Below are 21079 nucleotides of genomic sequence, written 5' to 3' on the forward strand. Positions count from 1 at the left end.
CGGTTCTGCCAGTGCCCTTGCACAGCAGCGGTGCTATGCTACATGAACGCCAGATCAATTCGATTGGACGTTCGGCTAATACGCCGGGCACCTGCTGGAGACCTTATGTCATCGTCCGTTGTCACCCGTTTCGCACCCTCCCCAACCGGTTATTTGCATATCGGCGGCGCCCGCACCGCCCTGTTCAACTGGCTTTATGCCAAGCATACGGGCGGCAAGATGTTGCTGCGTATCGAGGACACGGATCGAGAACGCTCTTCGGAAGCTGCCGTAACCGCCATTCTCGACGGTTTGAAATGGCTGGGTCTTGATTGGGACGGTGATGCCGTGTCGCAATATGAGCGCGCGCCGCGCCACCGGGAAATTGCGGAGGAGCTCGTTACCCGCGGTAAGGCCTATTATTGTTATGCTTCACAGGCCGAGCTTGAGGAAATGCGCGAGAAAGCCCGCTCTGAAGGCCGCCCACCGCGTTATGACGGACGCTGGCGGGATCGCGATCCTAAGGAAGCACCCGAAGGTATCAAGCCGGTCATCCGCATCAAGGCGCCTCAGACGGGCGAAACACTCGTTCGCGACCAGGTTCAGGGCGATGTCCGGTTCCCCAACAAGGATCTCGACGATTTCATCATCCTGCGCTCCGATGGCAATCCGACCTATATGCACGCTGTCGTCGTAGATGATCATGACATGGGAGTTACCCATATTATTCGTGGCGACGATCATTTGACCAATGCGGCACGACAGACGGTTATCTACGACGCTATGGGTTGGGACGTGCCGGTAATGGGCCACATACCGCTCATTCACGGCGCGGATGGCGCAAAACTGTCGAAGCGGCATGGTGCGCTTGGGGTGGAGGCTTATCGCGCCATGGGCTATCTGCCGGCAGCGCTGCGCAATTATCTCGTGCGTCTCGGCTGGAGCCATGGCGACGACGAGATTATGTCCGACGAACAGATGATCCAGTGGTTTGAAATCTCGGACATCAACCGGGGCGCATCGCGCTTCGACTTCCAGAAGCTTGAGGCGATCAACGGCCATTACATGCGCATCTCGGACGATGCGGACCTGGTCAAGGCCATGATCGATATACTGCCGGAAATCGAGGGTGGCGCGGAGATGCTGTCGCGATTGGACGACAACAAGAAAAAACAACTGCTCGCCGCGATGCCGGGCCTGAAGGAGCGCGCGAAGACCTTGGTCGAGCTTGCGGACAGCGCAAAGTATCTTTTCGCAAAGCGGCCGCTTGCACTTGATGAAAAAGCCTACGGCTTGCTTAACGAGGAAGGCCGGAGCATTCTTTCCGGCGTACTTCCGAACCTTGCCGCGGTTGATGAATGGAGCGCTGAGCCGCTCGATGCTGCAGTGCGGGCTTACGCCGAAAAAACGGGGCTGAAACTCGGTAAAATCGCGCAACCCTTGCGCGCAGCTTTGACTGGAAGAGCAACGTCTCCGGGTGTTTTCGATGTATTGGCAGTCTTGGGAAGAGAGGAATCCCTTGGCCGCATAGAGGATCAGGCAAAAGGGCAATAGCACGGCTAATTTGAGCGCATTTTTGCATTGCAACATCGTACCTTTCGAGTACGGTGTCGTGCCTGACAAGATAAGATTATGGCCTCATTCGAGGTAGATGCTTTTGCGCTCGATCAGCGCAAGTCGAAGCAAGAAAGGAACGGCAATGTCTGAAAACAGCGTCAACATCGACCTGAATGGTCACGAATTCTCCTTACCCATCAAAAAGGGGACCATTGGACCGGATGTCGTGGACATTGGGACATTATACAAGAACACTGGCGCTTTCACGTATGATCCGGGGTTCACATCCACTGCTGCTTGCGAGTCGCAGATCACGTATATCGATGGCGACGAAGGCATCTTGCTGCATCGGGGTTACCCGATCGAACAGCTGGCCGAACACGGCGATTTTCTTGAGGCCTGCTATCTGTTGCTCTACGGCGAATTGCCGACAAAAAGCCAGAAGGCGGACTTTGACTTCCGCGTAACCCGGCACACGATGGTGCACGAGCAGATGTCGCGCTTTTTCAGCGGTTTCCGCCGCGATGCGCATCCAATGGCCGTCATGGTCGGCTGCGTCGGCGCCCTGTCCGCGTTTTATCACGACTCGACCGATATTTCCGATCCGCATCAGCGCATGGTCGCTTCGATCCGCATGATTGCGAAGATCCCGACCCTCGCCGCGATGGCCTACAAATATCATATCGGTCAGCCTTTCGTTTACCCGAAGAACAATCTCGATTTCGCGACGAACTTCCTTCACATGTGCTTCGCTGTGCCCTGTGAGGACTACGTGCCAAATCCGGTTCTTGCGCGTGCAATGGATCGCATTTTCATCCTGCATGCCGATCACGAGCAGAATGCATCGACGTCCACAGTTCGCCTGGCCGGTTCGTCGGGCGCCAATCCGTTTGCTTGCATCGCTGCTGGCATTGCCTGCCTCTGGGGTCCTGCCCATGGCGGTGCCAATGAAGCAGCGCTGCAGATGCTCGGTGAAATCGGCACCATGGATCGCATTCCCGAGTTCATCAATCGGGCCAAGGACAAGAACGATCCATTCCGCCTGATGGGCTTTGGTCATCGCGTCTACAAGAATTACGATCCGCGCGCGAAGATCATGCAGCAGACGACGCGCGAAGTGCTCGCCGAACTTGGCATCAAGGACGATCCGCTGCTTGACGTTGCCATGGAGCTTGAGCGCATTGCGCTAACAGATGAATATTTCATCGAAAAGAAGCTTTATCCAAACGTCGATTTTTATTCTGGTATCACATTGAAGGCGCTTGGCTTCCCCACCACCATGTTTACTGTGCTGTTCGCTGTTGCGCGCACTGTGGGCTGGATTGCCCAGTGGAAAGAGATGATCGAAGACCCGCATCAGAAGATTGGCCGGCCGCGCCAGCTCTATACCGGTGCGACGCCGCGTGACTATGTGAGTGTCGAAGATCGCAAATAGTCACCACCATATGTAAAAAAGGCGCCGAACCGGCGCCTTTTTTATGGATCATGTGCGGATGGCAAATTCCAGCACTTTTTCTGCAGCTATCTCCCCGGCGGGCCGGTCTGTCTGCATCAGCTTCGCAACCTTGTCGAAACTTTCAAGCTGTGCGGCGCGCCGGTGACCCGGAACCAGCAATTGCTCGATTTGACGGGCAATGGGGCCGGGCCGGACAAAAATGTTGAAATATTCAGGAACAACTGGCTCATCCGCGATGATGTTGGGAAGCGCCGCGCTCCACACCTTGATCCGTGGCGCAATAAATGTCCGCGCCAGCCAGTCTGGCTTGTAGGAAAGGACCGTGGGAATACGCGCTAGCGCCAGTTCCAGCGATACGGTGCCGGATGCTGCAATCGCTGCGTCGGCCTCAGCAAATGCTTTCAATCTCTCCGTCTCACCCACAACGATACGAGGCTCCACTGTCCAGCTTGCAGTCAATTGCCTGACAAGCGACTCGACCTTCGGCAGGGTTGGGAGAACGACGTTGATGCGATTGCCGCGGTTTACCAAAAGATCGATGGCCTCGCCGAATGGTTCCGCAAGACTGATGATTTCGGAGCGGCGAGAACCCGGCAACACAACAAGGTTCTTCTCGGCGCGGTCCCCTAGACTAGCGTCGCGCGCGCGATTTTGTCGTGCGGCTTCCAGCAACGGCGCATGCGATACCAGCCTGTGCCCGACATAGGTCGCTGGCGGGCCGTTCAGATCCTTCAGGGCCTGCACTTCGAATGGCAGGATCGCCAGCACATGATCGATATAAGCGCGCATTGCCTTGGCGCGTTCCGGCCTCCAGGCCCATACCGACGGACTGATGTAATTGATGATCGGGATTGACGGATCGGCCGCCCTCACCTTCCTCGCGACGCGATGAGTAAAATCAGGGCTGTCGATTATCACCAGACAATCTGGCTTCGCTGCGACGATTGCCGTCGAGAGCTGTGAGATCCGGCGTATGAGTTGCGGCAGCTTTTTTACAATGGCACTTAGGCCGACGAGGGCGATTTCATGCTGATCGAACAAGCTGTCGAGCCCGAGTGCGGCAAGGTGCTCGCCGCCGACACCGGTAAGCGTCACCTCCCCTGCATATCGCCGGCGCAGCGCTTGGACCAGATCGGCACCCAGCAAATCCCCGGACTCTTCCCCTGTAACGATAGCAAGGCACAGCGGTTTTGTCGCGGCGGTCATCAGGACGGTTCCTGCTCAAAGGTCTCTATGAATAGTCCGGCTTCGTTGGCAGCGGCGATGGTTTCGCCGTAGCCGAGAATCAGGGTCCGACGCGCCTCGATGGCAATGCCCTTGAGCCCTGCCTTAACTGCGTTCTCCACGGTACTGACACCGATGGCCGGTAGGTCAGCGCGCACCTCCTGTTGCGGCTTGGCGCATTTGACCAGAACGCCACCCTTGCGGTTGATACGCTTGGCATGCCGCAGCTCCGCCACGCGTTGCAGCATGGCATCGGTACCTTCAATGCCCTCCAGCGCCACGACGCGCCGGCCGATGGCAACGGCCGCTTGGCCGATATCAAGCGAGCCGATCGTGATTGCAGCCTGCTGGGCGGCACGCATATTAGCGACGCTTTCTTGGTCAGCACGCTTGCGCGTCAGTGTGCCTGGAGCCGGCGCAAGGATGTCTGGAACGATTTCATGAGCGCCGAGAACGCGAAAACCATAGGATTCTATTGTCGCAATGACGGCGCGCAACAGGCCGTCATCGCCCAGCCGAAATGCCCGCAGGAAACGATAGAGCGCAACGAGATTACCGTTTCCCGGTCGAAGCGCAGCGCGGAACTCCGGCCTGTGACGAATGCCGCCCGCGAGGACAACATTGGCAATGCCCTCGGCTCTTAGGATCTTCACGAGGCCGCCGAGTTCGACAATCGAAATTTCCGCGTGCTCACTGGCGTAGAGCTCAGGTTCTGCCTCGCCTTTGATTGCAACAATCAAGGGATTGCCGCCAAGCTTCCGCAAACTTTCGGCCACCGCGACAGGAAGCTGGCCATTGCCGGCGACAATGGCGGTCCGTCCCGCAATGGGCGGGTGCAAAGCGGTCGATGGCGATGTTTTAGCTGTTGTCGTCACTGTCACTGATCTCGATTGCGGAATCGAGTGGCGGCGTACAATAGGCGCGCTTGGTATCAGTGGTGATGAAATCGACCAGATCGGCTACGGCGGGCGAACCCGGGAATGCCACGCGCACATCATCTGCACGGCTTTTGATCGATTTCGTACGGTCGAACAGCATGCGGACGGCATGACGCAGATTGTGGATTTCCGGACGCGCCATCCCCGATCGTTTCATCCCGATGATATTCAACCCACCGAGATAGGCGTGGTTGCCGATAGCCATGCCATACGGAACGAGATCTTTTGCCAAGGCAGCAAGACCGCCAATGAAGGCATGATGCCCGACGCGTACGAACTGGTGAATGCCCGCGCCTCCGCCGATAATGACATTATTGCCGATCGTGACGTGCCCGCCGATCATTACATTGTTGGAGAAGGTGACATTGTCGCCAATCACGCAGTCATGCGCGACATGCGCATAAGCCAGGAACATGCAATTGTCGCCGATCGTCGTAATGCCACGGCTGCCATCCGTACCGCGATGCATGGTCACGCCTTCGCGGATCACACAGTTCTTGCCGATGACGAGTGTCGTATAGCCGCCTTTGTGTTTGGTATTTTGCGGGTCGCCGCCGAGCACGGCATTGGGATAGACCTTTGAACCGCTTCCAAGCGTCGTCGGCCCCATGATGACGACGTGGCTGATAAGTTCGACATCATCGCCAATGACGGCTTCAGATCCAATGTGGCAAAAAGGTCCGACAGATACCCTGTCTCCGATTGTTGCGCCCTGTTCGATAATAGACGTCGGATGAATGCGAGACATAAAAAGGTTCAGACTCCAGACTCGTCTTCATCGGGAAAGCCGACCATGGCGGCAACTTCCGCTTCGGCAACCTTCACACCGTCGACTTCGGCGATACAAGCATATTTGTGGATGCTGCCGCGCTGCTTCAGCTTCGTCACCCGCAGCTTCAGTTGGTCACCGGGAACAACCGGCTTGCGGAATTTGGCATTATCAATGGTCATGAAGAAGACCTTGCCCGGCTTGCCGCTGCCATTGTGAAACAGAACGATCGCGCCGGCAGTTTGAGCCATGGCCTCAATGATCAAAACACCCGGCATGATCGGCAGCTCGGGAAAATGACCGGCAAAATGCGGTTCGTTGATGGTGACATTCTTGATGCCGGTAGCCGATACGTCGCGGTCGATATCGACGATGCGATCGATCAGCAGAAATGGATAACGATGTGGCAGATTCGCCAGAAGTTTCTGGATGTCCGCAACGCCGAGGCTCTCCACTTTCACACTATCACTCATCTGAACCGCTCTCCTTCTTGGTTCGCGTCATCGCACGCACGCTCGCGATTTCGCGGAACCACTGCTTGAACGGCTGAGCAGGCGCGCCAGCCCACCTCTCACCGTCCGGTATATCGTTCATCACGCCGCTCGCCGCGGCGATCTCGACGCGTGAACCGATGTTGACATGATCCTTGATCCCGACGCTTCCACCAAGCATCGTCATGTCACCAAGGACCACACTGCCCGAAATGCCACATTGCGCGGCAATAACGCAATGCCGCCCTATACGCACATTGTGGGCGATTTGCACGAGATTATCGATTTTCGTGCCTTCACCGATAGTCGTGTCGGCCAGCGCACCGCGATCGACCGTTGTGTTGGCACCGATTTCGACGTTGTCCTGAATAATGACGCGCCCGAGTTGCGGCATCTTGTCGAGCCCGGCCCTGCCAGACACATAGCCAAAACCATCCTGGCCAATTCTTACACCCGGATGCAGTAAGACGCGATTACCCAAAAATGCGTACTGAACCGAGCAACTCGGAGCGATATAGCAATCCCGACCAATCTTGCAGCCGTTACCAACGACCACGTTGGCGGCGATCACGGTGCCGGAACCGACAGAAACGTTGCTGCCGATAATAGCGCCCGGCTCAATCGTAACGTCAGTTTCAATCTCCGCGCTCGGGTGGACGATCGCATGGGGTGATATACCGGTCTGTCCACTCCACAAATGCGCATTGACGGCATTGGGGTAAAGCGCGCGGCCAATGGCCGCAAAATCCTGCTGCGGATGACGGGTTACGATAATGGCGACATTCTTGGGAACGCTTGCCTTCAGTTCCTCGGTACACAGTACCCCGGCAGCCTTGAGGTTACCGAGATCCAGAGCGTGCTTCTTGCTTTCGACAAATACCAACGCATCGGGGCCGGAATCCGAGAGCGAAGCCAACCGCTTGACCGGCCGATTTGCCAATGAACCGTCCACGAGAACGCCATTGGTCAGACCTGCGATCTGACCAATTGTCACGTCCAACAGTGGCTCATAAAAGATAGGATCGGCCATCGGCTACTTTCTCCCCCGGGGAAACTTGCTCCCCCCGGGAGGTCAGCAATCTATCAGAACTTGCTCGACATGCCGAAGTTGAAATTCTGAACCTGATCGCCTTCAACCTTTTTGACCGGCACAGCATAATCGAAGCGTAGCGGACCGAATGGAGACGCCCACATGATACTGGCACCGACCGATGCACGCCATTCCATTTCGGTTGTGCCTGCAGCTTCTGAAAGGTCGTTTCCATACAGGGTGGCCGCATCGGCGAACAAAGCACCGCGGATGCCTATGCTTTCCGGAATAACAGGCATCGGGAATTGCGTTTCCACCGATCCACTGAAGTAGGTTGTACCGCCGAGGAAGCTGCCGTCGTCATCGTCCACCGTCAAATCTCGTGGACCGATACCGGCATACTTGAAGCCGCGGATCATCTCGCTGTTGTTCTTGAACAGATCGAACACCCGCAGGTCTTCGTCGCCGAAGCCAGCGATATAACCCGCACCAACACCGACCAAGCCGACAATATCCATCTCGTCGGACAGCGTCTTGTAGTACTGACCCTTGAACGTCGTCTTCAGGAAGTTGGCGTCACCGCCGATACCTGCGTATTCCTGATTGAACCTCGCGTAGATACCGTCATGCGGGTTCTTCGTATCGTCGATCGTATTATACGTAAGCGACCAGCTGACCGAAGACTTGATCCATGGGCTTTCCTCGGCCGCATCGATGAAAGCCTGGGAAATTTCGGTTGGATCCGGAATATCCGTGCCCGGTATCATGGCATCGTTGTCAATCTCATACTTTTCTTGGGTGAGATTGTAGGCAACGCCGGCAGTCAAATCATCGGTGATCGGCAGACCGAACCGAATGGTACCGCCCGTCAAATCCGTCTCGTACTTGTTGTTCACGCCCGACTGGCGTTTGAAAATATCGAAGCCGGCCGCAATGCGCTGACCGAGGAAGTATGGCTCGGTAAACGACAGTGAATAGGAGCGGTTGTTGTCAAGACCGCCGCCGGCGGCAATACGGATGTACTGGCCACGACCGAGGAAGTTGCGCTCTGTGATCGACGCTTCAACCGTCGGCCCAGGGTTTTCACCACCTGTCGTGTAACCACCACCGATAGAGAATTCACCGGTCGATTTCTCGATGACGTCAACGACAAGCACAACCTGATCGGGCTGCGAACCGGGCGCCGTCGAGATGTTGACCGTCTGGAAGAACTGCAAGGCCTCCAGTCGGCGCTTGGCGCGCTGGATCAGAACCTGGTTGAAGGCATCGCCTTCACTGACATCGAATTCACGGCGGATGACGAAGTCGCGGGTCTTTTCATTGCCGCGGATTTCAATGCGCTCGACATAGGCGCGCGGGCCTTGATCGATGGCATAAGTCACGGAGATCGTATGATTCTCGAAGTTGCGATCACCGCGTGGCTCAACCTTGGCGAAGGCGTAGCCCTGGCCCGCAACCTTCTCGGAAACCTTGATGATCGAGTCTTCGACTTCCTTGGCGTTGTAGGTATCGCCTTCCCGCGTCTTGACGAGACCGTTCAACTGCGAGGTATCGACACCCTCGACCGAGCTTTCGATCTGAACGCCGCCGAACTTGTACTTCTCACCTTCTTCAACTGTGATGGTGATCGTGTAATCGTTGGTGGCTGGATCGAGGTCAGCCGTGGAGGAGACCACACGGAAATCCGCGTAACCGCGGTTGTAATAGAACCGGCGAAGCGCTTCCTCGTCTGCGCGAAGGCGATCTTCGCTGTAAACGTCGTTCCGCGTCAGCCAGGAAAGCGGAGTGGATTTTTTAGTCGAGATGACGTCGCTCAGGCGGCGATTACCAAAAGCCTGATTGCCGACGAAATTGATCTTGGCAATCTTGGTGCGATCGCCTTCATTAATCTCGAACACGACATTGACGCGACCTTCGCCCAGATCCATCGTCCGGCCGGTGACCGTGGCATCGCTGCGGCCGACATTGCGGTAGGCGGCACGTACAGCCTCGACATCGGCATCAAGCGTCGCCTGGTCGAAAGCGGCGCGCGGCTTCAACTGCACGGCGTTTTGCAGCGCAGGATCCTTGATCTTCTTGTTGCCCTGGAAAATGACCTGGTTGACGACCTGATGCTCATTGACCTGAACGATCAATGTACCACCTGACTGGCTGATACGCACATCGCTGAACAGGCCGGTGCCGAACAGGCGCTTGGTTGCCGCATCGATGTCTGCATTGGAAAAAGGCTTGCCGGGCGTGATCCCCAGATTGTCGCGAACCGTCTGGGCATCCACACGTGTGTTACCGCGCACTTCAATACGGCTTACTGTTGCTGCCTGTGCTACTGTTACGCCTGCTACCGTGGTTACGATTGCACCCGAACTCACAAGAGCCGCTGATATGGCGAGCGCTGACGCTGCACCAACAAATTTTGAACTTGCCGCCATAGGCCTTATGAACCTTCGTTTCTCGTTGTCCCCGGGCGAGACCCCGGAATAAGCACTTACTCGCACACCGTCATAGCCGGTTTTTACATACACGCAAGGCTTACGGTTAAAATCTGTTTACTTCACAAGAAAGCGTGGCATCCATGCCACGCCAATCGAAGCTTATAGTAAACAGATCATATCGCTTGACCAGCCAGCGCCTCAAATTTTCATCAATGTTTAACGTTTGCTACCGGCAAGCAAAAAGATCGTTAAACACAACAAACCCCATGAATCCTAAGACTAAAAAGAAACCGGCGCGAAAGAAAATCTCTTGGACGACCGGCCTGACCGGCCTACCAATGACGGCCTCAGCCGCATAGAAGACCAGATGCCCGCCATCAAGAGGCGGCAAGGGGAACAAATTGAGAAGGCCGATACCGATGGACAGCATGGCCGTCAGCTGGATCAGCCAATCAATGCCCTGGCTCGCCGCCTGCCCTGCCATTGTGGCGATCTTGACAGGCCCTCCCAACTGGCACTTGTCTTCACGACCTGCGAAAAATCTGCTGAAAAACTGACCGGTGCGGGCGATGATAAACCCGCTCTCACGTACGGCTTGAACAACTGATTCGACGGGGCCGTATTCGATCCGCCGGAAGTTCCCCAGCTCCTGATTGTTGACAACGCCGATCACTGCGATCTTGACGGTGTTTCCGAGCGGATCCTTTTGCTCCAGCAGCTCGGGTGTCGCGGTCAGCTTAATTTCCTGGCCCTTGCGCTCCACCACAAAATTCAGGGCGTCGCCCGCTCGCGAAGACACATGACGCTGAACGTCCGAAAAGGTCTCGACTTTGTCGCCGTCTACGCTGATGAAGCGGTCACCCGGCTGGAATCCGGCAATTGCTGCAGGACCACCAGGACGAACTTCCGCGACCATAGGGTCTGCGACCATCTTGCCATAAAGAGAAAAGAACACCGAAAAAATTACAACCGTCAGCAATATGTTGAACGCGGGACCGGCAAAGACGGTGGCGGCACGCTTCCAGACCGGTTGGGTATGAAAGGCGACAGCCCGCTCTTCCGGGGTCATCGCAGCAGCAGGGGTTCCTACGGAGCTGGATACGCTCTCGTCGCCGGCAAATTTGACGTACCCGCCGAGCGGAATTGCCGAAAGCTTCCAGCGCGTCCCCGTGCGATCGGTGAACCCGATCAACTCTGGCCCGAAGCCCACGGAGAATGCCTGGACACCAATTCCGCACCACCGTCCCACAAGGTAGTGACCCATTTCGTGGACGAAGACCACGACGGTCAGAACAATCAGGAATGGCAGAATCGTTCCGATCAAAACGCTCTGGGCACCGAAGAGAGTATGCAGTGTTTCTGTCAATATATCCTCCGGGCCAATCAGATGACCCTGTGGGTTCGCTCGTCTAGAAAAGAATGTCGTACGGCGTTTCCGGTGTCACCAGAATTGCCCCGATGACGTATAGCAATGCTGCAGCAGCTACAAGTCCGTCGACCCGGTCCATCACACCACCGTGACCGGGGATGAGCTGGCCGGAGTCCTTAATGCCAAATCGACGTTTCACCCATGATTCGCCAAGATCGCCAATCTGGGCAACGATCGACAATAAAAGCGCGATCAGCGGAACGGAAATGCTGCCCGCCGGCGCGATAAAGGCGGCAAAACCGACGCCAGCAGCAACCCCTGCCGCTGCGCCGCCAATTGCACCGGACCAGGTCTTGTTGGGCGAGAAGCGAGGCGCTAGTTTTGGCCCGCCAAGCGCCCGCCCGTTGAAAAACGCAAAGATATCGGTCGCCCAGACGACGGCAAACAGGAACAGGATTGCCGCAAACCCATCGCCTGTGTCACCGCGCAACAATGTCAGCGCGATGGCTGGAACGCCGGCGTAGATGAGGCCGAATGCCGGCCAATAGCCATTTGCACGCCCGCCGATTGCCGCAACAAGCGCTGCGCCTGCGAACAGCACGCTGAACATCGTCAAGACATCCTGGGTGAAGAGAAGGACCACCATCACACAGACAAGGCAAATCCAGGCCAGACCGCGAGTGACGGATGTCGACCTCTGGAATGTGATGAGCTGCCATTCGTAAAAGACGCTCAAGCCTATCGCGCAGGCCAGAATGCCGAAGGCAAATCCGCCTAGCGAGGTAAGAACGACCGCGATGACGATAAGGACAATCGCGCTCAGAATGCGTTTTTGGAGATTGGAAAACCCATTAACGCCGATTCCGATCATATCGCACCGGTGTGCCGCAGCGGATTGGCCTTAAAGGTCACAGGGCGATTTCCTGCGCCGTCACACCGCCGAAGCGCCTTTCGCGCATCTGGAAAGTTTCTATGGCCTCGGCCAAATGGGAAGGTCGGAAGTCGGGCCAATAGCAGGGCAAGAACATGAATTCGGAATAGGCTGCCTGCCACAGAAGGAAATTCGACAGGCGCATTTCGCCACTGGTCCGGATAATCAGATCGGGATCGGGGATATCGGCCGTATCCAGGCGCGCCGATATGGCTTCGGGCGTAATGTCTCCGTGGGTCACAACACCTGCCGCAACGTCCGCAACCAGGCGCTGCACGGCACGGGTTATTTCATTGCGTGAACCATAGTTGAAGGCAATGACCAGCGTAAGCCCTGTGTTCCTGATCGTCAGCGTTTCCGCTTCGTCGAGAAGGCGGCGAATATCCTTGGCCAGATCCTGCCGTTCTCCAATGATCCGCACCCGCACATTCTCTCGGTGCAGATCAGCGAGATCGCGCCTGATGAAGAGTTTCAGAAGTCCCATAAGATCGGTAACTTCCGAGCGAGGCCGCGACCAGTTTTCGGACGAAAACGCAAACAGCGTCAGGTAAGGTATATCCATCTTGCCCGCGGCGCGGATCACCTCACGCAGCGAATCGACGCCAGCCTTGTGGCCAGCCGTTCGCGGCAATCCCCTCGCCTTTGCCCAACGGCCATTTCCATCCATGATGATGGCAATGTGGCGCGGATTGGACATTGGCTTTGACCTCCAGTGGACTGATTACGCTATTGTCGGTTCGGACACTTTTGAGAATTTACCCCCAATGAGGCCTGTGGGTTGGTATTCGAGAACCGGAGCACTGGAAACGCAACACACATCCATCAAGTGGTGATCAAAAGTTTCTCAAACCTGCATGATTTCCGCTTCTTTGACAGCAACGACTTTATCCATTTCTGTGATGGTGTCATCTGTCAGTTTCTGGACTTTTTCGGACAGGACACGATTGTCGTCCTGGCTGATATCGCCGTCCTTTTCCAACCTCTTCAATTCGTCCATGCCGTCGCGGCGAACGTGACGCGCTGCGACCTTGGCATGCTCGACATATTGATGGGCGATCTTGACCAGTTCCTTACGGCGCTGCTCGTTGAGTTCTGGCAACGGAATACGCAAATTGTTGCCGTCGGTAATCGGGTTGAGGCCAAGACCTGACTCCCGGATCGCGCGCTCGACCTTGCCCACCATCGATTTGTCCCAGACGGATACTGCAAGCATTCGCGACTCTGGCACGGTGATATTGGCAACTTGATTGAGAGGCATCTGCGAACCATAGGCGTCGACTGTGATGGGCTCCAGCAGGCTTGCCGAAGCGCGACCGGTGCGCAGCCCGTTAAGATCGTGTTTCAGCGCCTGTATGGCACCGTCCATGCGGCGCTTCAGGTCGTTAAGATCGAGTGCATCACTCATGCTCAATGCTCCTTATTCTTGGCAGAACTGCCGGGGCAGAACAATCAATGGTCCGATACGACCGTTGCGCGTCCTCTACCCTGTAGCACTTCTGCAAAACCACCCTTTTCGTGGATCGAATAGACGATTATTGGGATATTATTTTCACGTGCAAGAGCAACAGCCGTAGTATCCATCACTGCGAGCCCGCGATCCAGCACGTCCTTGTGGGTCAGATGGTCAAACCGCACAGCATTTGGGTCTTTTTTAGGATCGGCCGAATAAATTCCGTCGACTTGGGTGCCCTTGAACAAGGCATCGGCCCCAATCTCCGCTGCACGCAGGGCGGCGGCGGAGTCCGTCGTAAAGAACGGATTGCCGGTGCCGCCAGCAAAGATCACAACCTTGCCCACGTCCATATACTCGGTCGCCAGCCGTTGCGAAAATGTCTCGCAGAATTCGGGCATGGTGACCGCCGAAAGGACAACCGTGTCGATGCCGATCTTCACAAGTGAAGTCCGTAGCGCCAGGGAGTTGATCACCGTTGCGAGCATGCCCATGTGGTCGCCGGTCACACGGTCTCCGCCTTTGGAGGCAACTGCTACGCCGCGAAAGATATTGCCGCCGCCGATGACCACGCCAACCTGGACGCCCAGTGCACGAGCTTCGGCAATATCGCTGGCAATTCGATCGGCGACAGCAACATCAATACCGAAGCCCTGATCGCCCATGAGAGCTTCCCCTGAGGCCTTGAGCACAACGCGTTTGTAAACTGCCGTACCAGCCATGGACCTTCCTCAATGTCGTTTCGAATTCCGGATACACGAAGGGCATCGCGTTGTCACGCGATGCCCTTTGATTTCAGTTTGCTAAGATTACTTCTTCACAGCTGCGGCAACTTCCGCCGCAAAGTCGGTCTCTTCCTTCTCGATGCCTTCGCCAAGGGCGAAACGGACGAATGCCGTGATTTTTGCCGGTGCACCGATCGTCTTTTCCGCTTCTTTGAGAGCAGCCTCGACGGTCAGATCGGGATTGATGACGAAAGCCTGCGAGAGTAGCACAACCTCCTCATAGAATTTGCGCAAGCGGCCTTCGACCATCTTCTCGATGATGTTTTCAGGCTTGCCGGATTGACGGGCCGACTCGGTAAAGACTGCCTTTTCACGCTCGACAGCAGCCGGATCGACCTCGGCGGCAGTCAGGGCAAGCGGGTTGGTCGCGGCCACATGCATCGCGACCTGGCGGCCGAAAGCCTGTGCGACGTCTGCATTGCCGGCCGTTTCGATCGCTACCAGAACGCCGAGCTTGCCGAGACCGTCGGAAACGGCATTGTGAATATACGTTGCGACAACGCCTTCATTGACTGTCAGCGCTGCCGAGCGGCGGAATGAAAGGTTCTCACCGATTGTGCCAACGGCGTCCTTGATCGTATCGACAACCGACTTGCCCGACGAGGGGTAGGTCGCAGCGGCAACGGCAGCGGTCGTACCGTCCGTCGTCAATGCCACATTGGCGACATTGCGGACAATGTCCTGAAACGCATCGTTGCGGGCTACGAAATCGGTCTCGGAGTTCACCTCGACAACGACAGCCTTCTTGCCGCTCGATGCGACGCCAACGAGACCTTCGGCCGCCGTGCGTCCAGCCTTCTTGTCCGCCTTCGAAATACCCTTGGCACGCAGCCAATCGACAGCGGCCTCCATGTCGCCATTGGTTTCAGTCAGGGCCGTCTTGCAGTCCATCATGCCGGCGCCGCTGATCTCGCGAAGTTCTTTTACCTGTGCAGCAGTAATGCTCATTCTAGTCGCCTCTTCTCAAAGCGAAGGCATACTGGAGAAACCAGCATGCCAACTTTGCGGCGCGTCATGCGCCAATCGAATCATTGTTAATCACCCGATACGACGGGTGTATGAAGCCTCAAGCGGAGGCTTCACCTTCCTGGGCAGGAGCTTCTGCTGAAGCCTCAGCCGGGGCTTCGAGCGCTGGCTCAACAGGAGCTTCTTCCTGTGCACCGATGTCCATGCCCAGCGAACCCTGCTGGCGCAGAATGCCATCGAGCGCCGCCTTGGCAATCAGATCGCAATAAAGCGAAATCGCGCGCGACGCATCATCATTACCCGGGATCGGGAAATCGATCTGATCCGGATCGCAATTGCTGTCGATCACTGCAACGACGGGAATGCCTAGACGCTTGGCTTCCTGGATGGCGATGGCTTCCTTGTTGGTGTCGATAATGAAGATGAGATCCGGGACGGAACCCATGTTCTTGATACCGCCAAGTGCGCGGTTGAGCTTCTCGCGCTCACGGTCGAGGTTCAGTCGCTCCTTCTTGGTGAAGCCCTGCGCTTCGCCGGAAAGAAGTTCATCGAGCTTGCGCAGACGCTGAATGGAATTCGAGATCGTCTTCCAGTTGGTCATCATGCCGCCGAGCCAGCGGGCATTGACGTAATACTGGGCCGAGCGGGTTGCGGCATCGGCAATGATGTCCGACGCCTGACGCTTGGTACCAACGAACAGAACGCGACCGCCACGGGCTACGGTGTCCGAAACCTTCTTCAGCGCTGTATTGAGCAGCGGATAGGTCTGGGCCAGGTCAAGAATGTGAATGTTGTTACGGGAACCATAAATGTATGGTGCCATTTTCGGGTTCCAGCGATGTGTCTGGTGGCCGAAGTGAACGCCAGCTTCTAGGAGCTGACGCATGCTGAAATCAGGCAATGCCATCTCTTGTATTTCCTTTTCCGGTTGAACCTCCACGGGAAGAGGCGGGAAACCCGCCACCGGAGGCCATATCGGATTTCTCCCGATATCAACCCAAATCCCGTGTGTGGAATGAAGCGGCTGTTAATGGATAATCGCGCAAGAAGCAAGTGTCGGCAGCGATAAAACTCATTTCGAGATCAGAGCTAAGAGCCTTGAGTCTCCCCCGCCGCACTCGTGATATCCGTTTTACCGAAATCATCGCCCTTGAATAGCAAAGGTTCACGACGGGAAGTGGCAAGAGCATAGGAAAAGCAATCGCCGTAGTTCAGTCCCGCTGGATGACGGCCTTTACCAAAGCGGCGCCAAGCCTGGCGCGCGATCTCTATCTGATCACTATCCACCGCCACGATATCGACGCCCGCCTTGTAGAGCCAAAGATCCAGATCCCGTCCAGCCTGTTCGCCCAGCCGAGTTTCTATTGCCAGGGATGCCTCAAGCACAGAGGCCGCGGAAATTAAACGGACATCATCATTTGCAACACATTGATTGAAATATGCAAACTCTGGTTCCTTAAAGGCGATAGCTACAATTGCCGATGAATCGATGACCGTTAACTGGGCAGCCCGTTATCATCATATCCCAGAATTTCTTCGGCGGTCCTGTCGTCCAGAACCGGCATCGCGTGCCAGCGTCGGCTGATAGCGTTCAGTTCTTCTAATAGAATCTCTTTATCCGGCCGTGCGCGTACCCTGCGCAAACGCTCCTCCAGAGCTCGCCTTGTTGCGGTGGTAATGTTTTCGCCTGTTCTCTGAGCAAGATCGCGAGCGAGCTGCTCGGTTACGGGGTCTTTGATGCTTAACGCCATAATTAGGTTCCTAGGTACCTATTTAGGAACCTTCTACCATCAAAAGAAGGGGCCGAGGCAAGAAAAGTAAGCACTTATTTCGTGCACTTGGGGGTGTCGAACAGCTGCAGATTGACCAGCTTCCCCGTCATCGAGAAGTCGCCATAATCCATCTTGAGATCACGCGTCACGCCGTTGCGATACATCTTGAAGTTGATGCGGTAGCTCGGCAGACCTTCCGTCTTCTCTTTGTCGTCGAAATAAGCGATTGAAACCGGCCAGGTCGTTTCTTTTGCCAGTGGGCCCATATTCTTTGTCTCGTCGTCGTCGGAAACCGCAGACTTTCCGATAACGACCGTCGTCGCCATCACCTTGTCGGCATCTTCTGATCCGTCAAACAGCTTTGTCTGATAAAAAACTTCTCCGGCCAACGCCTTGGAGATCAAATCCTGCATATGGCGTGTTGGAAATTGCGACAGCTCGAGATCTTCTTTGCTTGCCTCGGGCTTTGTCAGCGAAATTTCCGTCTTGTCCTTGAGAAGCGCAGCGTCGCCGCGCACTTCCTTGGTCAGGCTCTGGTCAACGAATGTCTTGTTGACGAAGCGGAATTTATCGCCATTGCCCGACTCGAAGGTCGTTGTCTGTTGGTCGGTCACCCGTTGAGGCTGTTCTTCCATGTCGACGCGAGTGACAAAGCGGAAGTTCGTCGTGTAGCCTTCACAATCCGAGCCATTGAATTCATAAACCATGCGGCCCGTCAAACCCGTTATGCCGCTGCTGTCCTGCGCACTGTCCAGTTTGAGATCGTAAATGGCGCGATGCGGAACGAGGGTCGCGGTTCCAGCCGCAAAAGCCATGGAGGAGCCGCTCATGCCTAAGGCACCGAGACTGAAAACAAGGACAGGTAGAACGCGCATCGACAAGATTCTCCAATATTTGAACGTGCATATTAAAATAACTCTTGGCGGAAGCGAGGCAAAAATCGCAACTTCTTGCACAAACCCTCGCGATTCCTAAAACATAAGGAAATTATTCCATGACCAGCACCATCGAAAATCGTCTGCAGGAGCTTGGCATCACGCTGCCTGTCGCAGCGGCACCCGCAGCCAATTACGTTCCGTTCGCCCAGACTGGCTCCTTGCTTCTGACGTCAGGGCAATTGCCGCTGGCCGGCGGGAAGCTCATTCACACCGGACTTTTGGGCGCCGAGCTCAACGTTGAACAAGGCCAGGAAGCAGCCAAAGCCTGCGCGATCAATATTCTGGCGCAGGCGAAAGCAGCGCTGGGCGATCTCGAGCGGATCATGCGGATCGTGAAGATCACGGTGTTCGTTGCATCGACACCGGGTTTCATCGAACAGCATCTCGTCGCCAATGGCGCCTCGGATCTGCTTGTTGCCGTCTTGGGCGATGCAGGCCGTCACGCACGCTCGGCTGTAGGAACGGCCGCCCTGCCCCTGAACGCACCTGTCGAAATCGAAGCCATTATCGAGGTTCGTTGAGGATGCCCTCTATTGACTGGTTGAAAAACGTGCCCATCGCACATCGCGGTCTGCACGATCTGAACAAAAAGCGCTGGGAGAATACTCTATCGGCGTTTGACGCCGCTGCGGGCGCCGGCTTTGCCATCGAATGCGATGTCCATCTCTCCGCGGACGGTAAAGCCATTGTCTTTCACGACGGCACGCTCGACCGGGTGACGGGGAGCAAGGGCAATATTGACGAGCTGACGGCCGAGCAGGCCGGCAAACTTCGTGTCGGCGGCACACAGGATCACGTGCCGACGCTGGCCCAGGCCTTGAGGTTGATCGACGGTCGCGTCCCCATTGTCATCGAACTCAAGGGAATTCCCGGACGCGATGATGGTTTGGTAAGAGCCGTTGCCGGCGATCTCGCAGAATATGATGGCCAGGCTGCGATCATGTCTTTCGATCATCATCTGATCCGCCATTTCGGCAAGGACGCGCCGGGCATTCCCGCGGGACTGACTGCTGAGGGTATCCGCGATGAGGATCTAGAAGCACATTTTTCGATGCTGGCCTACGATATCGACTTTGTCTCCTATAACGTCCACCATCTGGAAAACCGTTTTGTCGAGTTCGTGCGGGGAACGATGGACATGCCCGTCATCTCGTGGACCGTGAGAAGCTCTGCCGAAAAAGCCATCAGCGACGCTCTTGTCGATCAAATCACTTTTGAGGGATTTGACCCGCGTATTGCTTGAGGCAGGCGCGAGTTTCTATATGGTATACACGTAAACCAGAGGTGTGGGATGGACCAAACAGACAGCGATCCGGCTTCCAGACGAAACCTATGAGCGTTTGCAAGCTCTTGCTGCAAAAACCGGGCGTACCGCTATATGCGCAAGGCAATCGAAGAATATATCGACGATCTGGAAGATCTTCACCTCGCCGAAGAGGCTACCCGGCGTATTCAAAGTGGAGAATCGACTGTTATAAATTCAGAGGAGTTCTGGCGTGGCCTTCTGGACGATTGAATATGAAAGCACTGTTCAGAAATCCATAAAAATCTCGACCCCAAAACCAGAAAGCGTATTCATAAATTTTTGCATGAACGCGTTCTTTCACTTCCTAATCCCCGGCAAGTTGGCGGCGCCCTGCAAGGTTCGGAGCTTGGAAATTACTGGCGGTATCGCATTGGCGACTATCGCATCCTATGTGATCTGCAGGATCATCGGCTGATAGTGTTGGTTGTGGAAAGCGGCCACCGGCGCGAGGTCTATCGCTAAACGCTGTCCGGAGTGAGGAAGCTTATTTCAAAAATGCCAAATCTTGATCGAGGCGATTTCACCTTGCGCGTTTGCGACGGCATTGGCGCGTTCACACAAACGGAGTGGTCCGAGCTTTCCGGGACTTCGCGCGATGCGCCCGATTACAATCCTTTCCTGTCGCACGCCTTCCTGTCAGCGCTCGAGGATTCCGGTTGCGTCGCACGCAAAGCAGGCTGGCTGCCGCAATTTCTACGTCTGGAAGACGATGGTGGCACTCTGATCGGTGCCGTCCCCTGCTATTTGAAGAGTCATAGCCAAGGCGAATATGTTTTCGATCACGGCTGGGCCGATGCGTTCGAACGAGCCGGTGGGCGCTATTATCCGAAATTGCAGGCAAGCATTCCCTTTACGCCAGCCACAGGTCCACGCTTGCTGGTTCGGCGCGATCAGGATGGTAACGCAGCTCGGGCTGCTCTCGCCAATGGTCTGCGCCAGCTGACCATTCAACTCGGCGTTTCGTCAGCCCACTCCACCTTCGTCACCGAAACGGACCTGCCTGCCTTCACCAGTGCGGATTTCCTGCACCGCATAGATCAGCAGTTTCATTTCTTCAACGAAGGCTATTCCAGCTATGACGATTTCCTGGAAACGCTCGCCTCGCGTAAACGTAAGGCACTGAAGAAGGAACGACGCGAGGCTCTCGCCGACGACATCAGCATCGACCGGCTGACCGGCGGTCAACTCACCCAGGAAATCTGGGATACTTTTTTTGCGTTCTATATGGATACGGGCAGCCGCAAATGGGGACGCCCCTATCTCAATCGCAAGTTTTACACGCTGATCGGCGAGCGCATGCCCGACGACATCGTCCTGGTCATGGCGCGGCGTGACGGGCGCTACATTGCAGGCGCGATCAATTTCATCGGATCGGATCGGCTCTTTGGCAGGCATTGGGGCTGTATCGAAGATCACCGTTTTCTGCATTTCGAGGTTTGTTATCATCAGGCGATCGACTTCGCCATCGAACGGAAACTTCATGTGGTCGAGGCGGGTGCCCAGGGTGAGCACAAGCTTGCACGCGGATATCTGCCTGTGACAACGCATTCGGTGCACTATCTTGCGCACGCAGGATTGCGGCGCGCTATCGATGATTTTCTGCAGCGTGAACGCGAGGATGTTGCCTTGATGAACCATGTTCTCAACAAGCACACGCCCTTCAAGAAGTCCGGCCAATAGTAAAAA

At 55.9% G+C, this 21079-nt stretch carries 22 protein-coding genes and 1 pseudogene; 7 read left to right on the top strand and 16 right to left on the bottom strand.

What is annotated here, in order from left to right; all coding sequences use genetic code 11:
* Positions 1 to 105: 105 nt before the first annotated feature.
* Positions 106 to 1533: a glutamate--tRNA ligase gene (gene gltX / locus J2X72_RS23225; RefSeq protein ID WP_310075822.1), complete on the top strand. Its 1428-nt coding sequence runs from the start codon at positions 106 to 108 to the stop codon at positions 1531 to 1533.
* Positions 1534 to 1678: 145 nt separating this feature from the next.
* The gene (gene gltA / locus J2X72_RS23230; RefSeq protein ID WP_112529278.1) at positions 1679 to 2971 is read left to right on the top strand and encodes a citrate synthase; all 1293 of its coding nucleotides are present in this window, start codon (positions 1679 to 1681) and stop codon (positions 2969 to 2971) included.
* A gap of 48 nt (positions 2972 to 3019) precedes the next feature.
* On the opposite strand, the gene lpxB is transcribed toward gltA, so the two are convergent.
* The 16 genes from lpxB to J2X72_RS23310 form a co-directional block, all read right to left on the bottom strand.
* Positions 3020 to 4198, bottom strand: a complete 1179-nt coding sequence (gene lpxB / locus J2X72_RS23235) for a lipid-A-disaccharide synthase (protein WP_310075825.1) — start codon at positions 4196 to 4198, stop codon at positions 3020 to 3022.
* On the bottom strand, positions 4198 to 5091 hold the full coding sequence (locus J2X72_RS23240; RefSeq protein WP_310075827.1) for a UDP-2,3-diacylglucosamine diphosphatase LpxI domain-containing protein: 894 nt from the start codon (positions 5089 to 5091) through the stop codon (positions 4198 to 4200). Before J2X72_RS23240 ends, lpxB begins: the two co-directional genes overlap by 1 nt.
* Complete coding sequence (gene lpxA / locus J2X72_RS23245) at positions 5075 to 5902, bottom strand: acyl-ACP--UDP-N-acetylglucosamine O-acyltransferase (RefSeq protein ID WP_310075828.1); 828 nt, start codon at positions 5900 to 5902, stop codon at positions 5075 to 5077. The genes J2X72_RS23240 and lpxA overlap by 17 nt, the downstream gene beginning before the upstream one ends.
* An 8-nt stretch (positions 5903 to 5910) precedes the next feature.
* The gene (gene fabZ, locus J2X72_RS23250; RefSeq protein ID WP_210003667.1) at positions 5911 to 6396 is read right to left on the bottom strand and encodes a 3-hydroxyacyl-ACP dehydratase FabZ; all 486 of its coding nucleotides are present in this window, start codon (positions 6394 to 6396) and stop codon (positions 5911 to 5913) included.
* Positions 6389 to 7444: a UDP-3-O-(3-hydroxymyristoyl)glucosamine N-acyltransferase gene (gene lpxD, locus J2X72_RS23255; protein ID WP_310075830.1), complete on the bottom strand. Its 1056-nt coding sequence runs from the start codon at positions 7442 to 7444 to the stop codon at positions 6389 to 6391. The genes fabZ and lpxD overlap by 8 nt, the downstream gene beginning before the upstream one ends.
* A 53-nt stretch (positions 7445 to 7497) precedes the next feature.
* Positions 7498 to 9873 (bottom strand): outer membrane protein assembly factor BamA, encoded by a 2376-nt coding sequence (bamA, locus tag J2X72_RS23260; protein WP_210003665.1) that lies wholly within the window; start codon positions 9871 to 9873, stop codon positions 7498 to 7500.
* 229 nt (positions 9874 to 10102) lie between these two features.
* On the bottom strand, positions 10103 to 11242 hold the full coding sequence (rseP, locus tag J2X72_RS23265; RefSeq protein ID WP_310075833.1) for an RIP metalloprotease RseP: 1140 nt from the start codon (positions 11240 to 11242) through the stop codon (positions 10103 to 10105).
* A gap of 43 nt (positions 11243 to 11285) precedes the next feature.
* Complete coding sequence (locus tag J2X72_RS23270; RefSeq protein ID WP_310075835.1) at positions 11286 to 12116, bottom strand: phosphatidate cytidylyltransferase; 831 nt, start codon at positions 12114 to 12116, stop codon at positions 11286 to 11288.
* Between the two features lie 37 nt (positions 12117 to 12153).
* On the bottom strand, positions 12154 to 12873 hold the full coding sequence (locus J2X72_RS23275; RefSeq protein ID WP_210003662.1) for an isoprenyl transferase: 720 nt from the start codon (positions 12871 to 12873) through the stop codon (positions 12154 to 12156).
* A 147-nt stretch (positions 12874 to 13020) separates the two neighbouring features.
* Entirely contained in the window at positions 13021 to 13581 is a 561-nt protein-coding gene (gene frr, locus J2X72_RS23280; protein WP_210003661.1) for a ribosome recycling factor, read from the bottom strand.
* Between the two features lie 44 nt (positions 13582 to 13625).
* Positions 13626 to 14348 carry a UMP kinase gene (gene pyrH, locus J2X72_RS23285; protein WP_310075837.1) on the bottom strand — a complete coding sequence of 241 codons (723 nt, stop codon included), beginning with the start codon at positions 14346 to 14348 and terminating at the stop codon, positions 13626 to 13628.
* An 87-nt stretch (positions 14349 to 14435) separates the two neighbouring features.
* The gene (gene tsf / locus J2X72_RS23290) at positions 14436 to 15359 is read right to left on the bottom strand and encodes a translation elongation factor Ts (protein WP_210003660.1); all 924 of its coding nucleotides are present in this window, start codon (positions 15357 to 15359) and stop codon (positions 14436 to 14438) included.
* Positions 15360 to 15477: 118 nt separating this feature from the next.
* A complete protein-coding gene (gene rpsB / locus J2X72_RS23295; protein WP_310075840.1) occupies positions 15478 to 16284 on the bottom strand; it encodes a 30S ribosomal protein S2 in 807 nt (268 codons plus the stop codon).
* A 182-nt stretch (positions 16285 to 16466) separates the two neighbouring features.
* Complete coding sequence (locus J2X72_RS23300) at positions 16467 to 16868, bottom strand: type II toxin-antitoxin system VapC family toxin (protein WP_310075986.1); 402 nt, start codon at positions 16866 to 16868, stop codon at positions 16467 to 16469.
* Between the two features lie 5 nt (positions 16869 to 16873).
* Complete coding sequence (locus J2X72_RS23305) at positions 16874 to 17128, bottom strand: type II toxin-antitoxin system VapB family antitoxin (protein WP_210003657.1); 255 nt, start codon at positions 17126 to 17128, stop codon at positions 16874 to 16876.
* 74 nt (positions 17129 to 17202) lie between these two features.
* Positions 17203 to 18024 (bottom strand): cell envelope integrity EipB family protein, encoded by an 822-nt coding sequence (locus J2X72_RS23310; protein ID WP_405044770.1) that lies wholly within the window; start codon positions 18022 to 18024, stop codon positions 17203 to 17205.
* Positions 18025 to 18143: 119 nt separating this feature from the next.
* Between J2X72_RS23310 and J2X72_RS23315 the strand changes: the two genes are divergently transcribed.
* The 5 genes and pseudogenes from J2X72_RS23315 (at position 18144) to J2X72_RS23335 (ending at position 21073) form a co-directional block, all read left to right on the top strand.
* Positions 18144 to 18608: a RidA family protein gene (locus J2X72_RS23315; RefSeq protein ID WP_310075843.1), complete on the top strand. Its 465-nt coding sequence runs from the start codon at positions 18144 to 18146 to the stop codon at positions 18606 to 18608.
* A gap of 2 nt (positions 18609 to 18610) precedes the next feature.
* Positions 18611 to 19330: a glycerophosphodiester phosphodiesterase gene (locus J2X72_RS23320; protein ID WP_210003654.1), complete on the top strand. Its 720-nt coding sequence runs from the start codon at positions 18611 to 18613 to the stop codon at positions 19328 to 19330.
* 135 nt (positions 19331 to 19465) lie between these two features.
* Positions 19466 to 19603 (top strand): hypothetical protein, encoded by a 138-nt coding sequence (locus J2X72_RS23325; protein WP_310075993.1) that lies wholly within the window; start codon positions 19466 to 19468, stop codon positions 19601 to 19603.
* Positions 19599 to 19855, top strand: a pseudogene (locus tag J2X72_RS23330) (type II toxin-antitoxin system RelE/ParE family toxin). The gene J2X72_RS23325 and the pseudogene J2X72_RS23330 overlap by 5 nt, the downstream one beginning before the upstream one ends.
* Before the next feature lie 33 nt (positions 19856 to 19888).
* Positions 19889 to 21073 (top strand): GNAT family N-acetyltransferase, encoded by a 1185-nt coding sequence (locus tag J2X72_RS23335; RefSeq protein WP_310075849.1) that lies wholly within the window; start codon positions 19889 to 19891, stop codon positions 21071 to 21073.
* The last annotated feature ends 6 nt before the right edge of the window (positions 21074 to 21079 follow it).

Origin of the sequence: Phyllobacterium sp. 1468 (genome assembly GCF_031455525.1) — a bacterium.
In the GTDB taxonomy this organism is placed as follows: Bacteria; Pseudomonadota; Alphaproteobacteria; order Rhizobiales; family Rhizobiaceae; genus Phyllobacterium.